Source organism: Paraniabella ginsengisoli, from assembly GCF_022513635.1.
In the GTDB taxonomy this organism is placed as follows: domain Bacteria; phylum Bacteroidota; class Bacteroidia; order Chitinophagales; family Chitinophagaceae; genus Niabella; species Niabella ginsengisoli.
This window is the reverse complement of the sequence record NZ_JAKWBL010000004.1, coordinates 584,749-611,413: the sequence shown is the minus strand read 5'-3', so window position 1 is coordinate 611,413 and position 26,665 is coordinate 584,749. Positions and strand designations below refer to the sequence as shown.

The 26,665-nt window shown below is 38.7% G+C and carries 29 protein-coding genes and 4 pseudogenes; 10 read left to right on the top strand and 23 right to left on the bottom strand.

The genetic code is table 11. The annotated features are described in order from the left end of the window. Positions 1 to 533: 533 nt before the first annotated feature. On the top strand, positions 534 to 1,220 hold the full coding sequence (locus MKP09_RS20475) for a zinc metallopeptidase (RefSeq protein WP_240832134.1): 687 nt from the start codon (positions 534 to 536) through the stop codon (positions 1,218 to 1,220). Between the two features lie 35 nt (positions 1,221 to 1,255). Here MKP09_RS20475 and MKP09_RS20470 read toward each other — a convergent pair whose 3' ends face one another. The 4 genes and pseudogenes from MKP09_RS20470 to MKP09_RS26755 all read right to left on the bottom strand — a co-directional run bounded on the left by MKP09_RS20470 (position 1,256) and on the right by MKP09_RS26755 (position 4,218). Continuing rightward, the gene (locus MKP09_RS20470) at positions 1,256 to 1,915 is read right to left on the bottom strand and encodes a DinB/UmuC family translesion DNA polymerase (RefSeq protein ID WP_240832133.1); all 660 of its coding nucleotides are present in this window, start codon (positions 1,913 to 1,915) and stop codon (positions 1,256 to 1,258) included. A 50-nt stretch (positions 1,916 to 1,965) separates the two neighbouring features. After that, positions 1,966 to 2,592 (bottom strand): DNA polymerase Y family protein, encoded by a 627-nt coding sequence (locus MKP09_RS20465; protein WP_240832132.1) that lies wholly within the window; start codon positions 2,590 to 2,592, stop codon positions 1,966 to 1,968. A 102-nt stretch (positions 2,593 to 2,694) separates the two neighbouring features. Next, positions 2,695 to 3,937, bottom strand: a pseudogene (gene zwf / locus MKP09_RS20460) (glucose-6-phosphate dehydrogenase). Positions 3,938 to 3,939: 2 nt separating this feature from the next. Further along, positions 3,940 to 4,218, bottom strand: a complete 279-nt coding sequence (locus MKP09_RS26755) for a hypothetical protein (RefSeq protein WP_262915549.1) — start codon at positions 4,216 to 4,218, stop codon at positions 3,940 to 3,942. Between the two features lie 387 nt (positions 4,219 to 4,605). Between MKP09_RS26755 and MKP09_RS20455 the strand changes: the two genes are divergently transcribed. Next, positions 4,606 to 5,292: an SIMPL domain-containing protein gene (locus MKP09_RS20455; protein ID WP_240832131.1), complete on the top strand. Its 687-nt coding sequence runs from the start codon at positions 4,606 to 4,608 to the stop codon at positions 5,290 to 5,292. A gap of 181 nt (positions 5,293 to 5,473) precedes the next feature. Here MKP09_RS20455 and MKP09_RS28715 read toward each other — a convergent pair whose 3' ends face one another. The 3 genes from MKP09_RS28715 to MKP09_RS20445 form a co-directional block, all read right to left on the bottom strand. Next, positions 5,474 to 5,857: a superoxide dismutase gene (locus tag MKP09_RS28715; protein WP_449587073.1), complete on the bottom strand. Its 384-nt coding sequence runs from the start codon at positions 5,855 to 5,857 to the stop codon at positions 5,474 to 5,476. After that, positions 5,827 to 6,078, bottom strand: coding sequence for a superoxide dismutase (locus MKP09_RS28710; RefSeq protein ID WP_449587072.1), 252 nt, complete (start codon positions 6,076 to 6,078; stop codon positions 5,827 to 5,829). The genes MKP09_RS28715 and MKP09_RS28710 overlap by 31 nt, the downstream gene beginning before the upstream one ends. A gap of 130 nt (positions 6,079 to 6,208) precedes the next feature. Next, on the bottom strand, positions 6,209 to 6,649 hold the full coding sequence (locus MKP09_RS20445; protein WP_240832130.1) for a nucleoside deaminase: 441 nt from the start codon (positions 6,647 to 6,649) through the stop codon (positions 6,209 to 6,211). A gap of 139 nt (positions 6,650 to 6,788) precedes the next feature. On the opposite strand from MKP09_RS20445, the gene MKP09_RS20440 reads away from it, so the two are divergent. Both MKP09_RS20440 and MKP09_RS20435 read left to right on the top strand, forming a co-directional pair. Continuing rightward, complete coding sequence (locus tag MKP09_RS20440) at positions 6,789 to 7,010, top strand: hypothetical protein (RefSeq protein ID WP_240832129.1); 222 nt, start codon at positions 6,789 to 6,791, stop codon at positions 7,008 to 7,010. Next, a complete protein-coding gene (locus MKP09_RS20435; RefSeq protein ID WP_240832128.1) occupies positions 6,980 to 8,077 on the top strand; it encodes an aldehyde dehydrogenase family protein in 1,098 nt (365 codons plus the stop codon). Before MKP09_RS20440 ends, MKP09_RS20435 begins: the two co-directional genes overlap by 31 nt. A 181-nt stretch (positions 8,078 to 8,258) precedes the next feature. On the opposite strand, the gene MKP09_RS20430 is transcribed toward MKP09_RS20435, so the two are convergent. From MKP09_RS20430 to MKP09_RS27580, 10 genes and pseudogenes are all read right to left on the bottom strand, one after another. Further along, positions 8,259 to 9,386 carry an MBL fold metallo-hydrolase gene (locus MKP09_RS20430; RefSeq protein ID WP_240832127.1) on the bottom strand — a complete coding sequence of 376 codons (1,128 nt, stop codon included), beginning with the start codon at positions 9,384 to 9,386 and terminating at the stop codon, positions 8,259 to 8,261. A gap of 229 nt (positions 9,387 to 9,615) precedes the next feature. Next, a complete protein-coding gene (locus MKP09_RS20425) occupies positions 9,616 to 10,326 on the bottom strand; it encodes a DUF4198 domain-containing protein (protein WP_240832126.1) in 711 nt (236 codons plus the stop codon). A gap of 186 nt (positions 10,327 to 10,512) precedes the next feature. Continuing rightward, complete coding sequence (locus tag MKP09_RS20420) at positions 10,513 to 10,860, bottom strand: pentapeptide repeat-containing protein (protein WP_240832125.1); 348 nt, start codon at positions 10,858 to 10,860, stop codon at positions 10,513 to 10,515. Between the two features lie 9 nt (positions 10,861 to 10,869). Continuing rightward, a pseudogene (locus MKP09_RS26750) lies at positions 10,870 to 10,947 on the bottom strand (hypothetical protein); the annotation flags it as partial. A gap of 397 nt (positions 10,948 to 11,344) precedes the next feature. After that, on the bottom strand, positions 11,345 to 11,683 hold the full coding sequence (locus tag MKP09_RS20415) for a hypothetical protein (protein WP_240832124.1): 339 nt from the start codon (positions 11,681 to 11,683) through the stop codon (positions 11,345 to 11,347). 223 nt (positions 11,684 to 11,906) lie between these two features. Beyond that, positions 11,907 to 12,895, bottom strand: a pseudogene (locus MKP09_RS20410) (cation:proton antiporter). 112 nt (positions 12,896 to 13,007) lie between these two features. After that, complete coding sequence (locus tag MKP09_RS20405; protein WP_262915548.1) at positions 13,008 to 13,922, bottom strand: NAD(P)/FAD-dependent oxidoreductase; 915 nt, start codon at positions 13,920 to 13,922, stop codon at positions 13,008 to 13,010. Then, positions 13,846 to 14,295, bottom strand: coding sequence for an FAD-dependent oxidoreductase (locus tag MKP09_RS26745; RefSeq protein WP_262915547.1), 450 nt, complete (start codon positions 14,293 to 14,295; stop codon positions 13,846 to 13,848). Before MKP09_RS26745 ends, MKP09_RS20405 begins: the two co-directional genes overlap by 77 nt. A 283-nt stretch (positions 14,296 to 14,578) precedes the next feature. Further along, positions 14,579 to 15,412 (bottom strand): CofH family radical SAM protein, encoded by an 834-nt coding sequence (locus MKP09_RS20400; RefSeq protein WP_240833343.1) that lies wholly within the window; start codon positions 15,410 to 15,412, stop codon positions 14,579 to 14,581. Further along, positions 15,358 to 15,759 carry a hypothetical protein gene (locus tag MKP09_RS27580; RefSeq protein ID WP_240832123.1) on the bottom strand — a complete coding sequence of 134 codons (402 nt, stop codon included), beginning with the start codon at positions 15,757 to 15,759 and terminating at the stop codon, positions 15,358 to 15,360. The genes MKP09_RS20400 and MKP09_RS27580 overlap by 55 nt, the downstream gene beginning before the upstream one ends. Before the next feature lie 298 nt (positions 15,760 to 16,057). Here MKP09_RS27580 and MKP09_RS20390 point away from each other — a divergent pair, with 298 nt between their 5' ends. The 5 genes and pseudogenes from MKP09_RS20390 (at position 16,058) to MKP09_RS20370 (ending at position 21,252) form a co-directional block, all read left to right on the top strand. Continuing rightward, a complete protein-coding gene (locus tag MKP09_RS20390; protein WP_240832122.1) occupies positions 16,058 to 17,344 on the top strand; it encodes an aspartyl protease family protein in 1,287 nt (428 codons plus the stop codon). A 93-nt stretch (positions 17,345 to 17,437) separates the two neighbouring features. Beyond that, on the top strand, positions 17,438 to 17,638 hold the full coding sequence (locus MKP09_RS20385) for a hypothetical protein (protein ID WP_240832121.1): 201 nt from the start codon (positions 17,438 to 17,440) through the stop codon (positions 17,636 to 17,638). Positions 17,639 to 17,657: 19 nt separating this feature from the next. Beyond that, positions 17,658 to 17,750 (top strand): annotated as a pseudogene (locus MKP09_RS20380) (PEGA domain-containing protein); the annotation flags it as partial. A gap of 21 nt (positions 17,751 to 17,771) precedes the next feature. Then, the gene (locus tag MKP09_RS20375) at positions 17,772 to 19,757 is read left to right on the top strand and encodes a TonB-dependent siderophore receptor (protein WP_240832120.1); all 1,986 of its coding nucleotides are present in this window, start codon (positions 17,772 to 17,774) and stop codon (positions 19,755 to 19,757) included. 199 nt (positions 19,758 to 19,956) lie between these two features. Further along, positions 19,957 to 21,252, top strand: a complete 1,296-nt coding sequence (locus tag MKP09_RS20370) for a M16 family metallopeptidase (protein ID WP_262915546.1) — start codon at positions 19,957 to 19,959, stop codon at positions 21,250 to 21,252. A gap of 48 nt (positions 21,253 to 21,300) precedes the next feature. Here MKP09_RS20370 and MKP09_RS27575 read toward each other — a convergent pair whose 3' ends face one another. Genes MKP09_RS27575 through MKP09_RS20350 form a run of 4 tightly spaced genes read right to left on the bottom strand, consistent with a single transcriptional unit; the run spans position 21,301 to position 23,789 of the window. Then, a complete protein-coding gene (locus MKP09_RS27575; protein ID WP_240832119.1) occupies positions 21,301 to 21,972 on the bottom strand; it encodes a LytR/AlgR family response regulator transcription factor in 672 nt (223 codons plus the stop codon). 38 nt (positions 21,973 to 22,010) lie between these two features. Continuing rightward, entirely contained in the window at positions 22,011 to 22,316 is a 306-nt protein-coding gene (locus MKP09_RS20360; protein WP_240832118.1) for a hypothetical protein, read from the bottom strand. Positions 22,317 to 22,320: 4 nt separating this feature from the next. Next, positions 22,321 to 23,472, bottom strand: coding sequence for a sensor histidine kinase (locus tag MKP09_RS20355; protein WP_240832117.1), 1,152 nt, complete (start codon positions 23,470 to 23,472; stop codon positions 22,321 to 22,323). 29 nt (positions 23,473 to 23,501) lie between these two features. Then, positions 23,502 to 23,789 carry a hypothetical protein gene (locus tag MKP09_RS20350; protein ID WP_240832116.1) on the bottom strand — a complete coding sequence of 96 codons (288 nt, stop codon included), beginning with the start codon at positions 23,787 to 23,789 and terminating at the stop codon, positions 23,502 to 23,504. Between the two features lie 169 nt (positions 23,790 to 23,958). Here MKP09_RS20350 and MKP09_RS20345 point away from each other — a divergent pair, with 169 nt between their 5' ends. Further along, positions 23,959 to 25,233: a M16 family metallopeptidase gene (locus MKP09_RS20345; protein ID WP_240832115.1), complete on the top strand. Its 1,275-nt coding sequence runs from the start codon at positions 23,959 to 23,961 to the stop codon at positions 25,231 to 25,233. A 183-nt stretch (positions 25,234 to 25,416) separates the two neighbouring features. Here the strand turns inward: MKP09_RS20345 and MKP09_RS20340 are convergent, their stop codons facing one another. Together MKP09_RS20340 and MKP09_RS20335 are read right to left on the bottom strand one after the other, a co-directional pair. Further along, positions 25,417 to 26,052, bottom strand: coding sequence for a helicase-related protein (locus tag MKP09_RS20340; protein WP_240832114.1), 636 nt, complete (start codon positions 26,050 to 26,052; stop codon positions 25,417 to 25,419). Next, positions 26,022 to 26,639, bottom strand: coding sequence for a DEAD/DEAH box helicase (locus MKP09_RS20335; RefSeq protein ID WP_240832113.1), 618 nt, complete (start codon positions 26,637 to 26,639; stop codon positions 26,022 to 26,024). The genes MKP09_RS20340 and MKP09_RS20335 overlap by 31 nt, the downstream gene beginning before the upstream one ends. Between the last annotated feature and the right edge of the window lie 26 nt (positions 26,640 to 26,665).

The following is a 26,665-nucleotide window of genomic DNA, read 5'->3' as shown; positions in this document are numbered from 1 at the left end:
AGCTTTTGAATATATGGCATCTTCGTTGCCACGCTCGGTTTACCGTCCCTATAGAAATCATCAGAATCGTGGCAGTTTATCCTGAGCCTGTCGAAGGGTCGCAATCACTTTATCAGTAGAACATATTTCAACTCGTACGAATTGCGATGTACATCAAAAGTTAAAACATTAAGCTTTGCCTTTACATATATTCCCCTTCAGGGGATAGGGGTTGTATAAAAAAGCAAAAAGGCCTCGCTTACGCTTGGCCCTTTTACTTACTAACCCATTAAATTCTGGAACTAAGGTACAAATACAGTTTAATATTAAAAAATGAAATTATGCAGAGCCTGGGTTAATAAATTATAAATCAGATCAGCATATTTAAATTTTTTTTACACAAATAATTGATTTTAAGCATTTTACTTTTACTGGTTCATCAGTTAAAAAATTGGCAAATATTTTTCTACATGACAAAAAGTCGTATTTTTTGACGTAAATTGCATGTGGTTCTTAATTTGTATTGGTTAGCCTAAATATAATTTTTTAATAAAATGACCCCATCAATTTTTTTAGTTTCCATCATTTTCGTCGGCATTAGCATGTTGGTGTCGATGATATTAAAGAGTAAGTTTAAAAAATATGCTCAGGTACCTCTTTCAAATGGCATGAGTGGCAAGGAAGTAGCAGAAAAAATGCTAAGAGAAAATGGCATTTATGATGTTCAGGTAATTTCCACACCTGGTTTCTTAAGCGATCATTATGATCCTACCAAAAAAACGGTAAACCTTAGCCCTGATGTTTATGAAGGACGAAGCATTTCAGCTGCGGCAGTTGCGGCGCACGAATGCGGCCATGCTGTGCAACATGCAACGGCTTATGGTCCGCTCGAAATGCGTAGTAAATTAGTACCGGCAGTTCAATTTAGTTCTACCATTGTAAATTGGGTATTGTTAATCGGTGTAGTAATGGCGGCATCTGGAAATACAACATTGTTGTTGATTGGGATTATACTAATGGCTGTAACGGTAATCTTCAGCCTTATAACTTTACCTGTTGAGTTTGATGCGAGTAAAAGGGCGTTAGCATGGTTACAACATACCAATGTAACTACTAGTAATGAATATCCGCAAGCAAAAGACGCTTTAAAATGGGCGGCTACTACGTATGTAGTTGCAGCATTGGCAGCGGTGGTTACTTTAGTTCAATACATTATGATTTATTTGGGAAGAAGAGATTAAGCTTAAAAAGATCGTTTTTAAAATGGGCTCTTATTTTAGGAGCCCATTTCTTTATCTTCTTCTAACAAAAATTTATTATAACCGGCATTTTTTTCGTTTTGATAAAGATCTTTCACCGAACCAAAACCAATAGCATCTTTCATTTGTCCGGCTTCAATGGTTTCCGAAGCTTTGCGTATTGTGTTTTTCCCATACTGATCTTTTATATGATACATTACTTTGCGTAGCTTGTCCATCTGTATTTTATTATCAAAAAGGCTATACTGCACATCTTTTGCTAATATAAAATCGCCAATAACAACGCCCATCGAAGAAATATCTTTTCTCAAAATTTTTAGTGTGTGATATTTCTCATGTTCGTTAAACCGATGTTTTATGTGGTTCAACATTTCTATTCCATCTTGCACCGGATGCAGTAGTTTGATGCTTGTTTTCCATTCAGGAGCGTCGTAATAGGATGCATAAAAACTAATTTCTCTGCAAAAGGCATCTTGTTTTACTAATCGTTGTTCTAATCTGGTACATAAAGAAATAAGCATAGAGTGGAGCGTGTCGTAGCTGGAGCGCGTTTTTGCAGAAAGGCTCCGCATGGCGCTCATTCTTTTATAACCAGAGGTGTAAAGATCAACTTCTTTAAAGTGAAGCCGGTAATACCAGTAATTGCCAACCACGCCGCCAAATACTTTTCGTAGCAAAGATTCTGAAGCATTCTTAAAGTCAACAGGCGTATATATTCCGGAGCGGTTCAGCCTTTTTCTGCGGCACGTGCAATACCAGGAATATCGGTGAGGTTCATTTGGCTTAAATAGTTATCTACATTATCAGCCGTAATAAAAATTAATCCATCCGGCTTTTGTAATTCTGTAGCCAGCTTTGCAAAAAACGCGTTGGCTGCAATACCAATTGAACAAGTTACGTATTCGCCTACTGCATGATAAATATCCTGCTTAATTTGTTTAGCAAGATGTAGTACATCTTTATATATATATTTATGATTAGTAAGATTAATGACAGCTTCGTCGATACTTTTTGGGAAAACATCTTCACCACAATAGTTTCTAAGGATGGTCATTATTTGCACATGAATGCGGCGATAATGATAAGGGCGCGTGGGAACCATTTGAAAATCGGGGCAAAGTATTTTGCACTCACTGGCACTCATTCCTGTTTTTATTCCAAACTTTTTAGCTTCTTTTGAAGCCGCTATTACCACAGCATTTGGACCGTCATAAGGACAAACACCAATAGCCTTATTACGTAAATGCGGCTGCAATTGCTGTTCGCAGCTGGCAAAATAGCTGTTCATGTCTACATACATAATTAGCGATTGCTCTTTGCCGATTACAGAATTATAGTTGAGAATCTTCTTCACACAATAAAATTACTAAATATTTTAGTAATTAAAGAGTAAAAGTATTTCGCGCGGTTGTAAGTATGAAAAATTAATTCCTGATAAGGATCTACGGATTATCCTTTAATGCCCCTTCCCATTCGGCGGCAGTGTAATCCAGGTTCTGCCGTCTTTTGCAATTAATGCTTCCGCATCTTCGGGTCCCCAGCTACCGGGCGCATAATTAGGGAAATTATCGGGCGGGCGTTTTTCCCATGCATCTAAAATCGGTTCAATCACTTTCCAGGCAATTTCAACCTGATCGCTGCGCATATATTGCGTGGGGTTGCCCATCATCGCATCCAGCAATAAGGTCTCGTAAGCTTCTGGTTGTGGTTCATGAAAAGTATCATGATAGCTAAACACCATGTTTACTGGATTCAATGACATGGTTTGCCCCGGACGTTTAGCCTGAAACCTAAGCCTGATGTCCATTTCAGGCTGGATGCTTATGGTGAGCCTGTTGGATCGCCATGTTTCTGAAGCTTCTGGCGGAAATGCATATTTGGGACCTTCTTTAAACTGAATAGTGATCAGCGTAGTTTTTTCTTTTAAAAATTTTCCGGTGCGCACATAAAATGGAACGCCCTGCCAGCGCCAGTTATCAACATAAAATTTAACGGCGGCGAACGTTTCTACGGATGAATTCGTATCTACTCCTTTTTCTTCACGATAGGCTTTCTCCTCTTTTCCTTGCATCCAGCCTTGTGAATACTGGCCGCGCACGGCGTATTTCTGTACGTCTTCTTTTTTATTTTTCGAAGGGCATTCAACACATCCGATTTTTTATTGCGGATTTCATCTGCATCAAAAGAAACGGGAGCTTCCATAGCTACCATACACAACAATTGTAAAATGTGGTTCTGCACATATCGCGCAATGCGCCCGACCGCTCGTAGTACCCACCTCGGTCTTCTACGCCTACAGTTTCTGATGCTGTAATTTGTACATGATCGATATAGTTGCTGTTCCAAAGTGGCTCAAACAAAGCGTTGGCAAAACGCAATGCTAATATATTTTGAACAGTGTCTTTACCCAGATAATGATCGATCCGATATATCTGGCATTCGTCAAACATATTGGTCAGTAATTTATTCAACTCCTGCGAGCTTTTTAGATCATGCCCAAAAGGTTTTTCAACAATGATGCGTAATTTTTCTTTGGGTTTATGCAATTTGAGATCGTGCAGATTGGTTGTTATTTCAGGCACCAATTGTGGTGCTACGGCCAGATAAAAAATAATTTCGGCTTTTACACCCCATTCGGCTTCGCGCTCGGTGATGATATTTTTAATAGGATCGTAAGATTGTGGTTTATCAACATCCATTCTTAAGTAAGAAATATACTGCGAAAAATCTTCCCAACTGCCGGGAGGATTTTTTTGCGGCGCGAAAACTCCTTGATACCATCAAAGAGATGAGCCCTGAATTTGTCGGCACTATAATCTGTACGGCCGGTACCAATAATGGCAAATTTTTCGGGCATCAGGCCATCTATCGATAAATTAAATAAGGCAGGAGTAAGTTTGCGTTGGTTTAAATCGCCACTACCGCCAAAAATAAAAAGGATAGTAGCATTTGGCTTTCTGGTATCTAATTCTTTTTGCATGTGTATGTTTGCTCTTTTAAAAAAGAGGGTAATTATTGATTGTTGCCTCGCAAATGTAGGTTAGATGTTTGAAAATATAAAGCGGAGATATTTGTATAGTATATATAGGATGCCAACTGCACCACAAATGCAGTGTGCGATCCTTCGACAAGCTCAGGATAAACTGCCACGATTTTGATGATGCATAATCGGGACAATACCGAGCGTGGCAAGACAGCTGATATGTATTTACTGTTGACTAAACAAAAATGGTTGCATATACTTTGAAGTTTTGTAAATAATTAAGAAGAAAGCCCTAAAAGCCTAAAGTTTTGCAAACTGCTATGTAATCAGTTCTTTTACCTCATCCTGTAGAAAATTATTTGAACATTTTAAAATCCTATTTCAATGAAAAATCTTTTAACAGCATTCGCCATTTTATTTTCAGTTAGCGCTTTTGCGCAGATGGGCGAAAAAAATTTTATCGACAAGAATTATATTGAGGTTACCGGAAAGTCTGAAATGGAATTTACTCCAGACAAAATTTATATTCAGGTTTTGCTAAATGAAAAAGATAGCAAAAATAAAAATGCCATTTCGGAGCAGGAAAAACAAATGCTACAGAAATTGCAATCTTTAGGCATTGATACTAAAAAAGATGTAATGATAAAAGACTTAGCAAGCAATCTTAAAAACGGATTTTTGTCGAAAGATGTGCTGCTGAGCAAACAGTACCAAATTATTGTGCATGATGGTAAAACTGCTGGACGCGTGTTTTTAGCTTTGGAAGAAATTGGCATTTCCAATGCGAGCATTGAAAAACTTGAAAGCAGTAAAATAGAAGAGTATCGTCAGGAAGTAAAAATAAAAGCCATTAAAGCGGCGAAAGAAAAAGCGGCTTTATTAACTGAAAGCATTGGCCAGAAAGCGGGAAAAGCGTTGTTTATTCAGGAGCAAAATGTATTTGAAAGACCTGTATATGCTAATACCGTAATGTATAAAGCTAAGGCGGAAGGAGCGACCGATGCTGCTGACCTGAATTTCGAAAATCTGAAAGTAGAGGCAACGGTTATGGTGAGGTTTGAGATTTTGTAAAGAGATTTTCACGCAAAGATTGCTAAGAAGGTATTCTTATTCTTCGTAAACAAAGGTCGCAAAGTTTGCCTAAGGCAAAAGGGTAAAAAAGTTTCGATTTTGTAATTGAGAATAACCATTAAAAAAACCTCACAGGTTTTAAAGCCTGTGAGGTTTTTTTAATATTCTGTTCGTAACTTTTTTATTTAGCAGCTTCAAACTTTTCGGCCACTTTATCCCAATTTATTACGCTCCAGATTGCAGCAAGATATGCCGGGCGCTTGTTCTGATATTTTAAGTAATAAGCATGTTCCCAAACATCTATTCCTAAAATTGGTGAACCTTTTACTTCTGCCACATCCATTACAGGGTTGTCCTGATTGGGTGTTGAAGTTACTTCCAGCTTTCCGTCTTTCACAATTAACCAGGCCCATCCGCTACCGAAACGTGTTGCGCCTGCTGCATTTACTTTTTCTTTCAATGCGTCTAAAGAGCCAAATGCTTCATTGATCGCATCAGCCAAAGCTCCGGAAGGTTCTGTAGCTCCGCCAGGGGTCAGGATTTCCCAGAAAAAGTATGGTTCCAATGACCACCGCCATTGTTACGAACTGCCGGAGAAATGGCTCCAGCACTTTTAACTAAATCTTCCAGAGATTTTTCAGCATGTTCTGTTCCATCAATTGCTTTATTTAGATTATCAACATAAGCCTGGTGGTGCTTATCGTGATGTATTTCCATTGTCTGTGCGTCGATATGTGGTTCCAGAGCTTCTTTAGCATAAGGAAGGGCAGGTAAACTAAATGCCATGATCTTAAAGTTTTTTATAGTGATTAAATAAATGAATGATTGCTTGGCAATATAACAAATTTAAAACGAGATAGTTGAATTCATTGGTTGAAGGTTCAAATACTATTCCAAAAAGTAGATTTCAAGACTTTTACTTCCGTTTCAATATAAAAAACTCCTTCATTAATGCGGCACATTCTGTTTCCAACACGCCCGTGGTAATTGCTGTTTTAGGATGAAAAGGTGATATCGAAGATTGTAATCGGCTAAATCCATTTTTAGGATCGGATGCACCCCAAACCACGCGGCTTATTTTGCTCCAGTATAAAGCGCCAGAGCACATTACACAAGGCTCAACGGTTACATACAATGTGGCGTCTGGCAAATACTTCGCTCCAATGTTATTAAATGCAGAAGTAAGTGCAATGATTTCGGCATGGGCTGTAGTATCATTCAGCTTTTCTGTCATGTTATAACCTCTTGCCAGCACTTTATTATTTTGAACAACAACGGCTCCAATTGGTATCTCGTCTTCTTCAAATGCCCGCATCGCTTCCTTCAATGCCAGTTGCATAAAGTATTCGTCAGTCATTAAATGTTTTTATCTTCAAACAAAAATAGGCGAAAGAAGTTGACAGAAACGTATTGATCTATCTGATTCAAATTTCTTCGCGGAAGTTTTCGAGGGTTTAAATGCTGTCATCTAACAACTGTCAACATAACAACTTATTATGAATCATATTCCTTCTCTTGATACCATGCGCCAATACTTTTTAAGCGGCGCTACAAAAAGCATCGACTTCCGAAAAGGACAATTAAAAAAGCTGAAAGAAATAATTCTGAAATATGGAGAACCGTTGAATGATGCGCTTTATCAGGATTTGAGAAAAAGCAAAGAAGAAATATGGATAACCGAAACCGGTTGGTACTGTCTGAAATCAACTTCTTTTTAAAAAATATTGAGGAGCTGGCAACCCCACAAAAAGTTAGTACCAATCTTTTAAACCTGCCTGGAAAAAGTTATATAATGAATGAGCCACTGGGCGTGGTTTTAATTATTGCTCCATGGAATTATCCTTTTCAGCTTTTATTTGTTCCGCTGGTTGGTGCAATTGCCGCGGGCAACTGTGTAGTTCTTAAACCAAGCGAAGTTGCCACGGCCACAGAGTTGGTGATTCAAAAAATTATTACAGAAACTTTCGAACAACAATACATTGCTTATGCCGCAGGAGATGGTGCAACAGTTGTTCCGGAAATGACACAACAATTTCGATTTGATCATATATTCTATACCGGAAGTACGGCAGTTGGTAAAATCGTTTACAAAATGGCGGCAGAACAATTGACTCCGGTAACATTGGAACTCGGTGGAAAAAGTCCATGTATTGTTTCAGATCATGCTAATTTAAAATTGGCAGCGAAAAGAATTGCGATGGCTAAGTTCTCAAACGCTGGCCAGATGTGCATTACACCAGATTATCTTTTGGTCCATCAATCTGTAAAAGACGAATTTGTCAATATCTTACAACAAACTATTAAAAACTTCTATGGAGAACACCCTGTTGAAAGTTATGACTATGGCCGCATCATCAATAAAAAACAATTCGAGCGATTAATAGGGTATTTAAAAACAAGTAAGGTGATTGCAGGCGGAACGCACAACGAAGATATATTATACATTTCGCCAACGCTTATTGATGAACCTGAACTTGACGAACCTATTATGCAGGAAGAAATCTTTGGGCCGCTACTTCCAATATTGACTTATTCCAACAACGCTTATGCTTTAGAAATCATCAGCAAAAACCGGAACCCGTTGGCTTTTTACATATTTACCGACGATAAAAAGGAAGCCGATGAATGGCTTGAAAAAGTACCAAGTGGCGGCGCCTGTATTAATGCGGTAGCTATGCATTATCTCAATAAAATCTTCCTTTCGGAGGCCGCGGCAATAGCGGTGCGGGCCGGTATCATGGTAAATTTTCGATGGAAACTTTTAGTCATCAAAAGGCAGTACTAAAAGCAGCAACCTGGCCTGATCTTCAGATGGCATATCCTTCTTTTAAAGGAAGATTATCGATACTTAAAAAGTTGATTAAATAATAAATAGCGCTTACAATAAGTTGCTAAGAACAAACACTTTCCATCAAAACCCTAACACCGTCAACGCACCTATTCTGGTCCATATATCTATTAGAAAATCACATATAATCCTTCCACCATTTAGTAAAAATTTGCGTGCTGTCTTTTAAATGAACCACTTCACCAATCATGGGCGTTAAAAGATCAATGCTGTCTTTAGCTGCAGCTGTAGATATATTTTCAAGAGGTTCGTACCAGGCATGCATAGCCAAAGCATATTTTGAATTATGAACCGTAAACAGGCGCTTGGGTTCAAGATCTTTAACAGCCTTGATAAGATCTTCCGGGATTAAGTGGATATATTTCCAGTCGTTATTGTATTGACCGTTTTCTATAATGGCCAGGTCGATGTTGCCGAAACGCTTCTTTATTGCAGTGAAATGTGTGTCATATCCTGAATCTCCGCCAATATAAATATTACCAAATGAAGACTGCAGCATAAAAGAAGCCCAAAGTGATTTGTTACGTACAAATCCGCGACCAGAAAAGTGCCTTGCAGGCAAAGCAGTTAACATAAATCCGCTGCCAAGGTCTGTTTGCTCATGCCAATCAAGCTCTGTGATTTTATTGGGATCAAATCCCCAATATTCTAAATGTGCGCCAACGCCTAACGGACAAATAATTTTACCTACACGATCTTTTAGATAGAGCATAGTGTTGTAATCTAAATGATCCCAATGGTCGTGTGTGAGAATCAGAACATCTGCATCTGGAAGGTCTTCCGGCTGGTATTTAGAAGCACCGTTAAAGGCTTTATTAAAAGCTGATAAAGGAGAGGCTGAAACTAAAACAGGATCAACTAAAAATTTCTTACCTGAAAGTTGCATATATAAAGCGGAATGCCCCATCCAAACAAGAGCATCATCGGAACCAAGGTTTTTTAAATCTGTTTTGACAGAAGGAATATCTTTTGCAGGGCGCAAGTCTTTTACTTTTTTGAATAGAAAGTCGTACATCAATCCAAAAATGTTTCTATCAGGAGAAAAGTTTGGCGTGATGCTGATATTTTGAAACGAGCCGTCTCTGTAATTAGGAGATTTTTTGATGCGCTCCAATCTTGCACCTGACGGAGCTTTCCCAAAATTTGGTTGATTAACAAATATCGCAACCGCGGCTACAAGAACAACTATGATCCAAAGCATTACCCACATGGCTTTCCTGAGTTTTGTTTTTAAAGGTTTTTTCATCTGTATATTTTCTTATGCTCATTTCATAATGAAAGACATTGTTCAGGGAAAACGAATAAGAGCAAGCAATACTTTAAAATAGCAAATATTTTATATACCGAGTAAGGAATAGCAAGTGTGCGATGTCTATTATTGTTGGTAAAAAATAAATCCCGACGATGCCGGGATTTTATAAATGAAGTTAATTGGTTGCCGTTATATGGTGTATAGTTAGCAACGGCTTCCGACACTATTTTACAAATAGCATATAGGTCGCTCCGTTAAATGTTTTTTCAATTTTTTTGCCGTTCTCTTCTTTGGCAGTACTGTCAGTATGCGAAAACTCTACCTGGTAAAGCCCGGACCACAAAGGAGTGAAAGTTATTTCTCCAGCTTCATTAGCCCATAAAGTTTTGCTCCAGCCATTGGGTGCAAATACTTGTATTTCCTTGCTCTTTGCAGGTTTGCCTTCTAACATGGCTATCACTTTTATTTCTTTATCTTTTTGCGCTGTTGCCGCATCTTTAGCCAACAGGCTTAAAAGGTTTTTGTTAACGATCGCGTCATTTCCATTATCCGCTGATCCTACTTTTACTGTCGCGCTGCTGAAATAATGTAACTGCGTTCCATGATACAAATCCTTTACCGGGTGTTGCAGACTGATAGTGTAAACACCATCCTGCTTGGGTGTAAAGCTGGCTTTATAATGATCTGTTGATATAGATGTAGATAGTGTTTCTACGGAACCATCCGGTGCAATAGCAATGATCTTAAAATCTTTCAGATCCGAAAACCATTTATCTGCAGCGGTTATGTCTTTATCAGCATACTCGCCAAAGAATACTTTTATTTCCTGTGCTTTGTTTTTAATGCCGGTTGGTTGTGTTTCAATCCATACAGCGTGGGCCCAACTAAGGTTGCAGGCCAACAACATCAACAATGCAAAAACTATTTTTTTCATTTTTAAAATTTAATGTGCAAAAATAGAAGAAGGCATTGCCACCTTGTTTACTAAAAGCGGAAAAAATAGTTTACGCAGAAGGGAATTTTTGAGCTATCCATAAATAGATAGCATCTTCGTTGCTACGCTAAGTTCAATTGTAGAATATATGGCATCCTACATATTCTTCGCATAAGCATACGGCTTTTATTTGATCTGTATATCGTATTTAGTTAAAAGTCCCGCCAGTCCATCTCTGGAAAATTTTGCCTTCCTTATCTTATTATTATCAGGATCAATTCTGTAATGATACGATGTTGTAAAATCAGCTTTTTCCAGAATTGTATTGTCAAAATTTGCATCTTTTAAATCACAGCGGTCAAATACAGCTTCGCTTAAATCTGTTTCTGAAAAATCAACTTCCTGGATGATGCATTCCTGAAATTTGGTCTTCTTTATTTTCAATTTATAAAAAGAAGAAAAATTTAATGTGCAATGGGTAAAAGATGCTGAGAACAAAAACTCGCTACACTTATCAAAACGGAGCCCAAGCATTTTACAATGACTAAATTGTACATCCCGGATAACGGTTTCGTCCAAAAAAGTATTGCTAACATTGCAATGATTAAAATTGCAGTCAATAAAAGAAGCCTTTTTAAAGAGATGCCAGAAAAATTACAGTTGTTGAAAACACATTTTTCATATTCTGCAATTTGGAATGGATTGTTGGTGTAATCAATATTATCATAAACCTGATCAACGAAATAATTTTCCATGTGTTTGATGTCTGAGTATCTGGCAAAAATCGGAAGGAAAGTTGTCAAAATATCCCCCATATCTAAATAAAAAACCACATAGTGACATAGAATATCTTAATAGAAAAGGAGACATAACCACACATAGTCGTTTGAAGAGTTGGCTACTATAATCCTCCTTTGACAGAATTTATGTATACTTATCAAAGTTAAAGGCTACATCGCTATATGGTTAAGTTACTTCGTCGATATTCTTAAATAATCAATCTTTGTAATGGATACAATTAACCTTCCCTGCTTCTTAACCTGGCTTCTTCCAAATCCAACTCCCTTTCTTTTTCCCGTATCAACTCTTCATCAAAGCTGCCGTTTTGCAGGTATTTGGAAAGTTCTGTTCTTTTCATATCAATCAGCTCCAACAACATCTTTTTAAGTATTGGTGTGGTTTTAGGTAGGGGTTTTATAGAGTCGGATTTAATCGTATCCAGCTTTTGCTTACTAATTTGAATAGCTCTTTCGTACCGGTTTCTTACAGCTCTAAAATGTTCATCATTGTTCAGATCTTCAACAAAATGTGTGTCAATATAATTAAGCGATGCCTGCGCAAGGCTCAGCTTTATCATCTGTTCGTTTTGCCTTTTTAAAGCAACCGTCCGATCTTCGATTTTTAGCCATCTAAGAAGTGGCCCAACCGTAAGACCAGGAATGACAAGAGTTATCAGTATCACAACAAAGGTGATGAACAATATGAAATATCTGAAAGGGAATATTTTATCATCCTGTATAAAAAAGGTATTGACAGCGCTGCGGCTAACGAAACAACGCCTCTCATGCCGCACCATGATATCAGAAAAGCTTCCTTATTAGTAAGTATTTCCCCTTTGAGCGGTTTTTTCTTATTGATGAAAATTCGGAAATAGTTAATGCTATATACCCAAACGATACGAATAATGATAACAGCCAACCAATAACGACACCATAAAACAACGCATCCTTTATTGTGTTTTGGGTAAAATATCTGGACAGATAAGGCAATTGCAAACCAATCAGTATAAAAATAAAACCATTCAATAAAAACGTCAGCGTGTCCCAAACACCATTTATATTGAGACGCGAGCTGTAAGAAAGTATTTTATGGGAATGATAACTAATAAAAAGTCCGCCGGAAACCACAGCCAATACGCCAGAAAAATTCAGATGTTCTGCAATTAAATACATCACAAAAGGCGATATAAGTGTGAGCGCCGTATCAATAGCCGTTGTTGTAGGAAAAAAGCGATGTATTACATATAAAATGCCGCCAATGGCAAGGCCGATCCCAATGCCGCCAATCGCCATAATAAAGAAGCTCTGTGTCGCATCCAGTATGCTGAACTGCCCCGTCATTACCGCCAGTAAAGCAAAGCGAAACACGATAAGACTCGAAGCATCGTTTACCAAACTTTCTCCTTCTAAAAGCGTAACAACATTGCGCGGCACATTTAGTTTTCGCAAAACGGATGTTGCCGCAACAGCGTCAGGCGGCGAAATAATTCCCCCAAAACAAATCCTAAAGCAAGTGTAAATCCGGGAATTAATGCTTGCGATAGAAACGCAATAATGGTAGATGTAAAAAATACAAGACCAAAACCAAAACGTGCAATGGGTTGCCTGAGTCTCCAAAAATCAGCCCAAGGAATTTGCCACGAAGCCGCGAAAAGAACCGGCGGTAGAAAAATATAAAAAACAATATCCGGGCTAATTCGTAAATCAGGAACACCTGGCACAAAACTGATCAGTAAACCGCCGATCACCAAAAAAATGGGATAAGCTATCTTAAGTTTATTACCCAGCATCGTAAGCAAGGTGATAATAAACAAAAGGGAAATGACTAACAGCAGGTTTTTCTCAAGCATGTTCTAATTTAATAAAAAACTGCCTGAAAGATTTATTTAAATCGGAGTTTTTTTATGCTGTGATATTCTTGTCTTTGTCCTGTGGCCTTATAATCATTCTGAAAGACTGGTCTTTACTAAAATAGGCAATCACCCAATTACCAAAGGTGCGAAGCCGGTTTTTTACAGTAAGTAAAGACATAACATGAATGAACAGCCATACAGCCCACGCCATAAAACCGTTAAAGTGAAACTTAGGTTTTGGTATATCCGCAACGGCTTTATTACGGCCAATTATAGCCATTGAGCCTTTGTCGTTATAAATAAACGGCTTTCTCAGCGGCTCATCTGTAGCCAGGTTTTTAGCCAGCAACTTTCCTTGTTGTATCGCAACCTGAGCTACCTGCGGATGTCCTTTTGGAAAATGTTCATCTGTTGTTTGTAAACAAGTGTCGCCAATCGCATATATATTTTCAGTGCCGTGAACTTTATTAAAAGCGTCAACGATCATGCGCTTGCCTGGTCCAAAACTTTCGGCAGGGATTCCTTCAAAAGGAATAGCTGATACACCTGCAGCCCAGATCAGATTTTTAGTTTTAATTTCTATCGTGCTATGATCGGTTAATGTTACAGTTTCTCCATCAAAATCTTTCACTTTTGTTTGCAACATTATTTTTACACCCAGCTTTTCCAGCGATTCTTTAGAATAATTTTGAGAATCAACCGACATAGGCCCTAACACAGCATCACCACCATCCACTAATATAATATCACTAAACCCTTTGCCCAATTCAGGATAATCTTTCCTGATAATGCTTTGCCGCATTTCTGCAAACATTCCCGAAACCTCTACGCCCGTGGGCCCTGCGCCGGCAACAACAATAGTTAAAAGTTTCTTTTTTTCTTCAATATCAGAAACTCTTGTCGCCTCCTCCAGCCGGTTTAATAAAAGATTGCGCATTGCCAGCGCATCGCTCAACGTTTTCATCGGAATGGCATGTTGCTTCACATTTTCCATTCCAAAATAGTTGGTAGCGGCGCCGAGCCATTACAAGTAAATCGTATGTAAGTTCGCCGTTAGACAGGATCACTTTGTTTTCGGCAGGCAAAACCTGCTTAAGCTCGGCCATGCGAAACCGCACATTTTCCCTGTGTCTTAAAAATTTTCTGAAAGGATAACTAATGCTCGAAGGCTCTAAAAACCCGGTAGCAACCTGGTATAAAAGGGGTGGGAAAAAGTTGTAATTATTAAGATCGACCAATGTAATTTCAAACGTATCGTGCTTTGCCAGTTGTTTCACAAAATTAACTCCGGCAAATCCACCGCCAATAACGACTACTTTTTTCTTAGTTGTTTGCATAGCTCCACTCATTTAAATTAAATGGCGACTCAATCGTAATTTTATTATTGAATCATCGACACTACTACTATCAACATCCTTGCCACGCTCGCTTGTACAGTTGAATATAAATCAGCTACTTATTCTTCGCTCCGGAAGCTTCGCATCCGGCCATTTATATTCAGCTCCTTCGGGGCTTGCCTAACTCAACTTTTATCTTCATCACAACACCTGAACCGAGTGAGTTCGAGAAACCCATATTCAATAAACCTGAAACTTGAAATCAGCAACTTGAAACCCTACATCAATAATTCACCACCTGCTCTTCTATCGTTTCAGGAATTTCACGCCATTGATAAAGCTGATTGCGTAATTGCGGTTCAAATCCTGCTTCCTTAATAGCATCCTGAATAGACTTATACGTAAACCGATGTGGCGCACCCGCCGCACTTACCACATTTTCTTCAATCATAATACTTCCAAAATCATTCGCTCCGGCGTGTAAACAAAGCTGGGCGGTTGGTTTGCCAACCGTAAGCCAGCTGGCTTGTATGTTTTTTACATTGGGCAACATAATGCGGCTCAACGCCACCATGCGTAGATATTCTTCTGATGTTGTAAGATTATGCACGCCACGTATGCGCGTAAGCAATGTGTCCACGTCCTGAAAAGTCCAGGCTATAAAAGCAAGGAACCCATTAGTGCCTTCCGGTTTACGGCTTTGAACCTCACGAATTTTTACAAGATGTTCAAAACGTTCTTCAATAGTTTCTACATGTCCAAACATCATAGTGGCCGAAGTGGTAATGTCTAATTTATGCGCTTCATGCATAATGTCCAGCCATTCCTGTGCACCACATTTCCCTTTACTAATAAGCCTCCGCACACGGTCTATCAAAATTTCTGCACCAGCGCCGGGCAAAGAGTCCATTCCGGCTTCTTTCAAAGCTTTCAAAACTTCATGATGCGTGCTCTTTTCTAATTTAGTGATATGCGCCACTTCGGGTGGCCCTAATGCGTGTAAACGAATATCCGGAAACTCAGCCTTTATCGCACTGAACGTATCAACGTAAAACCGTAATCCTAATTCCGGATGATGACCGCCTTGTAATAAAAGCTGGTCTCCACCATACTTAATAGTTTCTTCGATTTTTTTCGGTAAGTGTCCATGTCCGTTATATATGCTTCGGCATGGCCTGGAATGCGAAAGAAGTTGCAGAACTTACAATTAGCAATGCAAACATTGGTTGTATTCACATTGCGGTCGATTTGCCAGGTAACTTTACCATGCGGCACTTGTTGTTTTCTTAATTCATCTGCAACAAACATTAACTCGCTAAGCGGTGCATTATGATACAGAAAAACACCTTCTTCTACACTTAAAAATTCAAAAGCGGCTGCTTTTTTATAAAGATCACTTAAATCCATAGTTGGAATGAAATTAGATGCAAAGGTACGAAATGAAGTGGTGCAAATTTTATGCATCCAATCTATCTTTTATGAATCGCCAGGAGGCGATAGCATAGTGGTTCGAGGCGACGACGCCTCGAACAGCGAGGATGAAATTAGATGCAAAGGTACGAAAAGCACGCGTTTTTGATAAGTAAAAAGCGAGTAGTTGTATACATTGTTGTCCGTTCGATATAGATGTTGCCACATACACATGTAGTTTGATAAGTAAATAATTCGATTCGATTGCTACTACACAAAGGGTTTTACCGCTCATATAAAAAAATACTTTCCTTACTTTATAAGTTAACTTTAGACAACGATTTTTTTGCCGATGAAAAAAATAGCCCTATTGATACTGGTTGTGTTTTTTGCGCATATCGCAATGTCTCAGGAGGAGTTTATTGATCCGCCGAGCCGCGAGCTAACCAAAATACGTTTTATGCAGTTCACTGGCGGCGTCATTGTGTTCAAGGCGCTATTAGACAATTTTGAAGACTCTTTAACATTCGTCCTGGATACGGGAAGTGGTGGGATCTCGCTTGACTCTACAACTGTATCCAAGCTTGGTTTACAACCATCTTCTCCCGAAAGAATGATCCGGGGAATTGGCGGAACAGCAAAGGTCGGGTTCCTGAAAAACAGAAAATTGACCCTTAATGATTTGATCATCGACAGCCTTAATTTCCATATTATTGATTACGAAATATTATCCGCCTTATACGGCGAGAAAATTGATGGTATCGTTGGATATGCCGTACTAAGCCGATACATCGTAAAAATTGATTACGAAAATAATCAACTTACCTTTTGTAGTAACGGCACCATAAAATATCCAAAAGGTGGGTATATTATGAAACCCCGCATGCGAACCATTCCCTTTTTATCAGCTGAAGTGGGAGACGCGACAAAGCATGATTTCAGTTATTTATTCGATATTGGAGCTGGCCTCACCGTTTTATTTTCACAAGATTATATGGACGATAAATCTTTTCAGAAAAAGAAAAGAAAGAGATATTTAAAACAGGGTGAAGGGCTTGGCGGCAAGGTGGCTTTTCAGCTGAGTGTTATGAAGGAGTTGAAAATAGGGCCGTATAAATTCAGAAATGTGCCAATCAATATTTTTGATGATGAACATAATATCACTTCCTATCCTACCAATGGCGGATTGATCGGTAATGACATTTTCAGGCGCTTTAACTGCATATTGAATTATAAAAGCGGTCAAATATATCTGTCACCCAATAAGTCTTTCAGAGAACCATTTGACTACGCCTACTCCGGGCTTGAGCTCTATTTTTTTGAAGGCCGGGCTATTGTTGGAGACATTCCCAAAGGCTCGCCAGCTGATAAAGCAGGCTTAATGGCCGGTGATGAAGTATTGGCAGTAAACAAAAAATTTGGAATGACGCTTACAGAGCTCAAACACGCCTTAATGTCAACTTATGGCGTTGTACAAGTGATTGTTCAGCGAAACGACGAGTTGCTGGAAAAGAAAATGAACGTGATCAATATTCTAAGTGGCAAAGCGATACCTAATCAAACACTGTCAAGCGAATTCCGGGATGGATATAGAATACACATTCGTCATGCAGGAGATGCGCCTAACATTAAATTTTAATCTAATTGTCATTTTTTAAAATCTTTTTCCGCAATTCGTAAACCCTTTTCAAACTACTCTCTTCAATTTTGCACTTCGAAAAAAGAGTAGACAATGATAAGGACAAACCTCTCAGCCCCAATTTTCAATTTTTTGATTTTCATCGCCCTATGCTTATTTAGCCAATCTGCATACGCCAAAGGTTTTAATGATGAAGTTGCAGGATCAATAAAAGGAACAGTAACTACCAGCGACGGACAACCGGCATTTGGAGTAAATGTAACAGTAAAAATACTAAAAAAGCGCCTTTACTGACGAAGACGGAACCTTTGTCATAAGCGGACTTCCGGAAGGGGAACACGAGTTAGAGATAAGCCTTGTTGGTTACGAAACTAAACTGGAAACGGTTACTGTTGAAAATGGTAAAACCGCAAGGGTTCAAATCCAATTGGAAGTATCGTATGATGAACTTGCAGAAATTGTAGTGAAAGGATCTAAAAACGGTTATGCCAATAGAACCAGTGCTCATGTTGCTAAAATGCCGCTGTTAAACTTAGAGAATCCACAGGTGTATAATGTAATTGGCAAAGAACTCATGAAAGAGCAAGTAATCACTTCTCTTGATGAGGCGCTAAAAAATGCGCCGGGCGTAAGCCGGTTATGGAGTTCTACTGGCCGTCCTGGTGACGGAGCTGGTTATTTTGCTATGCGTGGTTTTAGCGTGCAGCCAACCATGATTAATGGAGTGCCTGGCCTTACCAATGGCGGCGTAGATCCGGCTAATATTGAGCGCATTGAAACCATTAAAGGCCCTTCGGGTACTTTATTTGGAAGCAGCCTTATTTCTTTTGGCGGGCTGAATGAAGGAAGTTTTCAGGACGCAGGCTTTAAAAAATCTTTCTTCATCGCTCCATCTTTTTCTTATCGGGTAAATGACAGGCTTTCTTTCCTGATTAATGCAGAAATATATAATGTAGAAGCGACCAACGCAACAATGATATTTTTGAACAGGGCAAGGCCGCTCATTGCTAAAACTGTTGAGGAGCTAAACATGGACTTTAACAGATCTTACACCAGCAATGATATTACTTATAAAACGCCAACGTTTAATTTGTTCGGACAAATAAATTATAAGCTGTCTGATAACTGGACCTCTCAAACAAATCTTTCCAGAAGCGTGCGCAAAAGCGATGGGTATTATTCTTATATCATGTTTTTGGATGGAAGTGCTTCGGGGCCGATCGCACCAAATGATACATTGATTTCAAGATTTGTATATAATCAGAATTCAATTTCGTATACTACAGATCTACAACAAAACTTTATTGGAGATTTTCAGATTGGTAAGTTTAGAAATAGGATCATTGCAGGTATTGATATGATGAATATTCAAAGCGTCAACGATAATTCTCCTTACCTGTTGTTTGACTATGTAAATGTTACCAGGAGCAATGATTCACGTTATGGCCAGTTAACTCGCCAGGCTGTAGATGCAAAGCTGGCAACAACACCCGGCGCTACTAAAAACGGAGCAAACAACTACACATATAGTGCTTATATATCAGATGTTTTCAATATTACGGATAAACTGATGGCTATGTTAAGCCTTCGTTTTGACCATTTTGATAATAAGCCATCAATCAATTATAACACAGGTGTAAAATCGGGAAAATATAATCAAATCGCCTTGTCTCCTAAATTCGGATTAGTTTATCAGGTAATAGAAAACAAAGTGAGCTTATTTGCTAATTATATGAATGGATTCAGGAATACGCCACCTGTAATAACTAATGAACAAGCAGGATATCCTGTTAACATGAAACCACAGCAGGCGGATCAAAAAGAGGGTGGTGTAAAACTTGATCTTTTCAATCATAAACTACTATTTACTGCCAGTTACTACAACATTCTGGTAAAAAATATTCTAACCAGCATTACTGTTGATAATGGAAGCGGAACGCCTGTGAATGTTACTATCCAGGAAGGTGAACAAAAATCGAAAGGATTGGAATTTGATTTGAATGCTAATCCCGCCCCGGGCTTAAACATTATTGCAGGGTATGGATATAACGACAGTAAATTACTAAAAACCGGTCCTGCAACTATTAATACAAGGCCAACAAGTGCTGGCCCGGCAAACCTTGCTAATCTTTGGGTAAGCTATACTGCTGTGGACGGAAAATTACAAGGATTGGGTGCGGGCTTTGGCGGTAACTATGCCAGCAAAAATTTAATAACAACATCACATGTTACCGGCAATTTTTCTTTGCCCGAGTACACTGTTGTAAACGCCTCTCTTTTTTATGATGCCAAAAGGTATCGCCTCGCGATTAAAGGAGATAATCTTGCTAATAAAGAATATTTTGGCGGATGGACAACTATTGAAAAACAAATACCTCGCAGGTTTGCAGCAAGTATGATATTTAAGTTTTAAATAGAAAGAATAAGTGATTATGCCTGGTAGTCGTGCATTTAAAGTGCGATGCCAGGCATTTCTGATAAATAGGGGCATCTAAAATTGTCGCAGAGATATTCTCGCTGTCAAAACCTCACCCCCAACCCTCTCCAAAGGAGAGGGAGGAGGACCTCGAAAATCATGCTTTATCGTACTGCTGCAAGTGCAACAATTTTAAATGCACCCGATAAATAATGGTATCCCAACAATTGTAAAATCATCTTACTTTCGCGCAATGGTTCAGTTTGAAAAATTTGTATTAGACAATGGCTTAAGAGTGATTGTGCATCAGGATAAATCAACGCCATTGGCGGTAATGAATATATTGTATGATGTGGGTGCACGCGACGAAGATCCTTCACAAACCGGATTTGCGCACTTGTTTGAGCATTTGATGTTTGGCGGTTCGGTAAATATTCCAGATTATGACGAGCCGCTTCAAATGGCCGGTGGTGAAAACAATGCTTATACGACCAACGATTTAACGAATTACTATATTTCCCTTCCATCAGAAAATCTAGAAACGGCGTTCTGGTTGGAAAGTGACCGGATGCTTTCTTTGGCGTTTGATGATAAAAGCCTGGAAGTACAGCGTAAGGTAGTTTGTGAGGAATTTAAAGAACATTATATTGATAAGCCTTACGGCGATGCGTGGTTTAAGATGAGAGAACTTGCCTATAAAAACCATCCGTATAAATGGATGACTATTGGTAAAGAACTTTCACATATAGAAAACGCACAGTTGATTGATGTAAAGAACTTCTTTTTCAAACACTACAGGCCTAATAAGGCGGTTATGGTTGTGGCAGGGAATGTGGAAACAGATGAGGTGAAAGCACTTGCCGAAAAATGGTTTGGTAATATTGAAGCGGGCGAAGCCAAAGGACGAAACCTTCCTTTGGAAGAAGTGCAAAAAGAAGCAAGGCAGGAAGAGGCGCGCTCGGATGTGCCGTTGGACGCTTTTTATAAATCATGGCATATAGAAGGGCGCCTAAGCGATCAATATCATCCCATGGATCTCCTGACCGATATTCTGGGTGGTGGCGAGTCGTCGAGGCTGTATGACCGGTTGGTGAAAAAATTACAATTATTTGTAAATATTCAATGTTATCATTTTGGGAGTATAGATCCCGGACTTGTATGTATTGAAGGAAAACTTGTAAAGGGCGTGGATATGAAAGCAGCGGAAGCGGCTATTGAAGAAATTTTGAATGATATAAAAACTACGCCAATAGCGACAACCGAATTGGAAAAAGTAAAGAACAAAACAGAAAGCATGTTGGCTTTTGAAGACATGAGCGTGCTAAACCGCGCCACCAGCCTGGCTTTTTATGAATTATTAGGCGATGCTAATATGATGAATACAGAACTTCAAAAGTATGCTGATGTAACTGTTGAAGATCTTCATAAAACAGCTAATGAAATTTTTACAAACGAAAATAGCAGCACATTATACTATTTTTCAAAAAGCTGATTAAAGCTCCGAGGTTTTTAAAACTCGGAGCTTTCTGTTACCCATTTATTACTTCGCTACAAAATGATACGTATTACCAATCGGGATTTCTACAAGATCAATAAAAACAGATTGTTTATTGTAGCGGCTTACTTTGCTGTTGGCTACAATATAACTGCGGTGCACGCGGGTGAATATACTTTCGGGTAATTGTAACAATATATCATTGATGGTAGAGCGCGTCATCAATTTTTGATTTCGGGTAAGAAAAATATTCAGGTAATTTCCAGATGCTTCTATGTAAAGAATGTCATTATACAAAACCTTAACCTGTTCGTAACCGTCTTTAACAAAAAGATAGTCCTCGTTTTTAGCATTTCCATTTTTCAGAGACAGCAGTTCATTCGCTTTGGTACAGGCTTTCAAAAAGCGTGACAAAGAAAACGGTTTTAAGAGATAATCAACAGCATCTACCTCAAAACCTTCAACAGCATGCTCGCTGTAAGCGGTAGTAAAAACAACCATTGGCGGCGAAGAAAGAGATTTGAAAAACTCTATACCGCTAATGTCTGGCATCTTAATATCTAAAAATAGTAAGTCGATCTTATATTTTTGTAGATAAGCTACGGCTTCGAAAGCATTGGTAAACGTGGCTTTCAGCTCAACAAAAGGTACTTTGGACGCATGGCTTTTTATTACTTCCAGCGCTATGGGTTCATCGTCTATGGCTATGGCGGTCACGAGAGATATAAATTATTATTAAAGATAGCTATTGACATTTATAAAGGCCGATAAGACTTTATAAGCTCCCAAGCCCCGTCCTTATATTTATAAGATTTAACCAGCATAGCTTTCCCATTTGCGTTATAATAGATGCTGTCTAGCGATTTGGATGAAGTTTGCTGCGTTGTTGATTCTGTTAGAACAGAAACAGGAAGCTTGTCTTGCATGCGCAGTTTTCTTGTGATGCTTAACCGTGATATTTTCCCATTATTATCTACAGATCTGGTTTCCGTTTGGGTAATGTATTCATTGTTGCAGGAAGATATCCAACCAGCAAGCAACAATAGTATTAACTGTTTCATTGGATTATAACTGAATAGTAAGGTGAACAAAAAACTCTTTAGCACTTTCTCTGATTATTAACTCATGCTTTTTCGGATAAAGTAACGCCAGCCTTTGCTTTACATTTTTCAGCCCAATTCCGCTTTTCATTTTTTCAGGGTCGTATTCATTTTTTACATGAACGCTATTGTTCACATCAAAATATAAAACATTCTCTTTTGTATGTAACGATATATTGATAAACGAAGCCTGCTGTAAACTAATGCCATGTTTAAAAGCATTTTCAACAAATGGTATTAACAACATTGGTGAAATATCAAGTCGGTTTAACTGTTCTTCAATATTAGTTTGTATAACAATATTAGTCGAAGCGGCGGTACGTAGTTTTTGCAGATCAATATAATTATTCAAATAATCCACTTCCCTCGCTATAGAGATTTTATCCTGAACGTTTTCATGCAACATGAAGCGCATCATATCGCCCAGCTTTTGAATGCCTTCGCTTGTGCGTTCTGCATTTTCCTGCAAAGCTGTTCCATACAAAGTGTTAAGCGCATTAAACAAAAAATGAGGATTGATTTGAGAACGTAAAAAACTAAGATTGGCTTGAGAAGAGCCCAGCGCTGTTTGCAGTACTTCCTTTTCATTTCTGTTGCGGGATATATATAAAATCAATGGAAGCACAACAAAAAGCGTAATGAAAAAGAACATGCAAAACGGAGGTGCAAAATTATTAATACCAAGAAGACCCATGCATATAACCGCCGCCAGCACACTTAATAGAAATGTAATTAGGATGACCCGTATTAAATAGGCTTTGTTTTTGTAAGGCTTGCTACCTGCAAGAGGCAGCAAATATCGCAGATGAATCCATACCAGGATAGCAACATAAGGAACTCCTACTCCAAAAACAGCCACGCCTCCTGGTGCATTATTAGCTCCGAAAATAATCAATACAGCAACCCAGCATGCTGCAAACAGAAGAATACTCCACAGTTTTTTATTGTTAAGCGTTGCTTTTGATCTGCGTTCAATAGCTGCAAATAATAATTCTTTTAAAATATAATAAACGATATACAGAATAAAAATGATGGCAACTGTAGTGAAGCTGTCAATAAAAATATCATTATACACATCATCCTTAGAGGCAAACTTCCCAAACTTCCAGCCATACATATAAGTATTGCTGATGGCAACCAAAGTAGCTACAATAAGATACGTACCAAAAAAACTACCAGCTTTAGCCCAGTCGTCTTTTTTTCGTCAACGAATTTGGTTAAAAAAATGAACGCTGAATAATAGATGAATATCAGCGCCATTGCAGGCAAGAAAAGATGCTTAAAGAAATTATATTCTAGTTGATATTGTTCAAACCAGTAAGAACCGTTATTTTCTGCGCCTTTGCTTTCTATCAATAGCGCCAATAAAAAAGACGCCGCAATAATCGTCACAATCCAAAACTCTATTTTACCATATACTTCTTTTGCCTTCATATCTTAAATTTTATACTGCAAGATTAAAATCTAAATTGGCTATTGTTATTGATAATGTGATGAAATGCTTCTAAAATGTGATGAATCCGCTGCCTTGAGGCAAAAGCCATGATCCATACGCGATAAGCTATAAACTATCCGTTATATTTGCCCACTTAATTTTAGTTAGATGCTCAATAGAACAATAGCCCCGGCAATAGTAGATGCGGTAAATTTTAATCTTCAACTGCAACCGTATCAAAAGTACATTTTGAAAAACGGAGTAGAAGTTTATGCCATTGATGCCGGAGCTGAAGAAGTATTGCAGATTGAATGGGTTTTTGATGCCGGTAACTGGTACGACGATAAAAACCTGGAAGCGGCACTAACCAATTTTTTGCTGAAGAATGGAACATCATCGAAAACAGCTTTTGATATTAATGAACATTTTGAATATTACGGCGCTTATCTGAATAGAAATTGCGGGGCAGAATTCGCAAATGTAACCTTGCATTGCCTTTCCAAGCATATTGAAAAACTCTTGCCTGTTGTGCGAGAAATTTTTTCAGAAGCAGCGCTGCTACAAACTGAGATGGACATTGCGATTCAAAACATGAAACAAAAACTTGAGGTAAATCTTAAAAAAAGCAGTTTTGTTGCTGGCCGCCTCATCGATACGTATTTGTTTGGAGAACAACATCCTTACGGACAATTTAGCAGATATGAAGATTTCGACGCATTGACAAGAGAAGATCTTTTAGAATTTTATGAGCAATATTACAAAAAGGGCGCATTTAAAATATTTGTAGCGGGTAAGTTACCTGCCGATATTTATAATTTGCTGGAGCAGCATTTCGGCGATTTTGAAAATGCTAAAGGGCTTGAAAAAACTCATATTGTTCATCCGCATCTACATAAAAAACATCGGTATATAAATGATGAGAAAAGCTCGCAGGGCTCAATAAGAATGGTTAGGCCATTTGTTAACAGGCATCATCCCGACTTTTTTAAGGGGCAGGTCCTAAACATTTTATTCGGAGGTTTTTTTGGCAGCAGGCTTATGGCTAATATACGCGAAGAAAAAGGTTACACGTATGGCATTCACAGCTATTTGATGGGAAACAAGCATGAGAACGGATGGATGATCACAACCGAGGCAGGGCGCGATGTAAGCGAAGCAACCATTAGCGAAGTATATAAAGAAATGGAGTTGTTATGTAAAGAATCTGTTGACGATGAAGAACTGATGCTGGTAAAGAATTTTATGATGGGTTCTATTTTGGGTGATTTGGATGGCCCTTTCCAAATAATAGCCAGGTGGAAAAATATTATACTAAACGACCTGGATGAAAACTTCTTCGACCGTTATATTTCAAACATTAAGAACATTACTGCTGAAGAATTGCAGGAAACGGCGAATAAGTATTTAGTACCTGATGATTTTTATGAGCTGGTGGTGGTATAATTTCTGTTTAATGTGATTTTTAGATCTTTTGCAAATGAATCAAGAAGTCAAGTGCGTCATGTCGACGAAGGAGACATCTTACTGTTCTTTTGAGATTTCTCACTCCGCTTCGCTGCGTTCGAAATGACGATTGCGACCCGTTTTGCAGTATTTTGGAAAAGGGATAAAGACCTAAAGCTTACGTTAGTTACTGATGCCGGCTTCCTTTGTTTTTAAAATATTTTTTTTGCTGCTGCCGCCGCCATTACGCTGGCCAGACATATAAGAAGGCTGTTCGCCCAAATGTTCGGGAATATTGATTTTGGTTACATCTTTTCCAATTAATCTTTCAATAGATTGAAACTTGCGTTGATCCTTGGGATTGACCAATGTAAAAGCGCTTCCATCGGCAGCGGCACGAGCCGTGCGGCCAATGCGATGCACATAATCCTCACCATCGTGCGGCACATCAAAATTAATAACCAGGTCAATCGTATCTATATCAATGCCACGACTTAAAATATCGGTTGCTACTAAAACAGGAAGCCTTCCGCTTTTATATTGAACCAGCGTTTCTTCGCGTTCGCCCTGGTCAAGGTCACTATGAATTTCTCCGGCTTTGATACCTTTTCTACGCAGGTCGCGCGTTAGGTTTTTTACATTTAGCTTATTACTGCAAAAAATAAGTACCGATCGGTATTGTTTTTCTTTAAGCAAATGCTGTATCAGCGGTATTTTTTGCTCATCGTAAACCAAAAATGCCTGCTGCACAATTTTTTCCGGTGGCTTGCTCATGGCAATGCTTATTTCTACCGGGTTGTGAAGGATGCTTCCCGCCAATGTTTTAATTTTCGGCGGCATGGTAGCGCTAAACAACAGGTTCTGTCTTTTTTAGGAAGATGGTTTATAATGAACATGATATCTTCATAAAAGCCCATATCCAGCATACGGTCGGCTTCGTCCAACACCAGGTATTGTAGCGTTTCTAATTTTACATACCCCATTTTGATATGCGCCATCATTTTCCCCGGCGTGCAAACTACAAATTCTGCGCCCATGGTAAGGGCTTTCTTTTCCTGTATAAAATTGTGGCCATCACCACCGCCATAAATGGGGATGGAGCTAACGGAAGTAAAATAAGAGAGCCCTTCCAGATGCTGTGCAATTTGTATGGCCAGTTCGCGCGTAGGCACGATCACCATACATTTAATACCGTTGGTATCTGCATTTTTGGTAAGCACATTATGAATTAAAGGCAGCAAAAAAGCGGCTGTTTTACCAGTACCCGTTTGGGCAAAGGCAATAGCGTCCCTTCCAGCTAAAATGTGCGGAATAACCTGCTCCTGAATAGGTGTGGCGTTTTGGTAGTTAGATGCTTCAATTCCTTCTAAAAGGCGTGCATCGAAATTAAAATCTGTGAACTTCAAGTGAACTGTTTAAAAAATTAGATGTT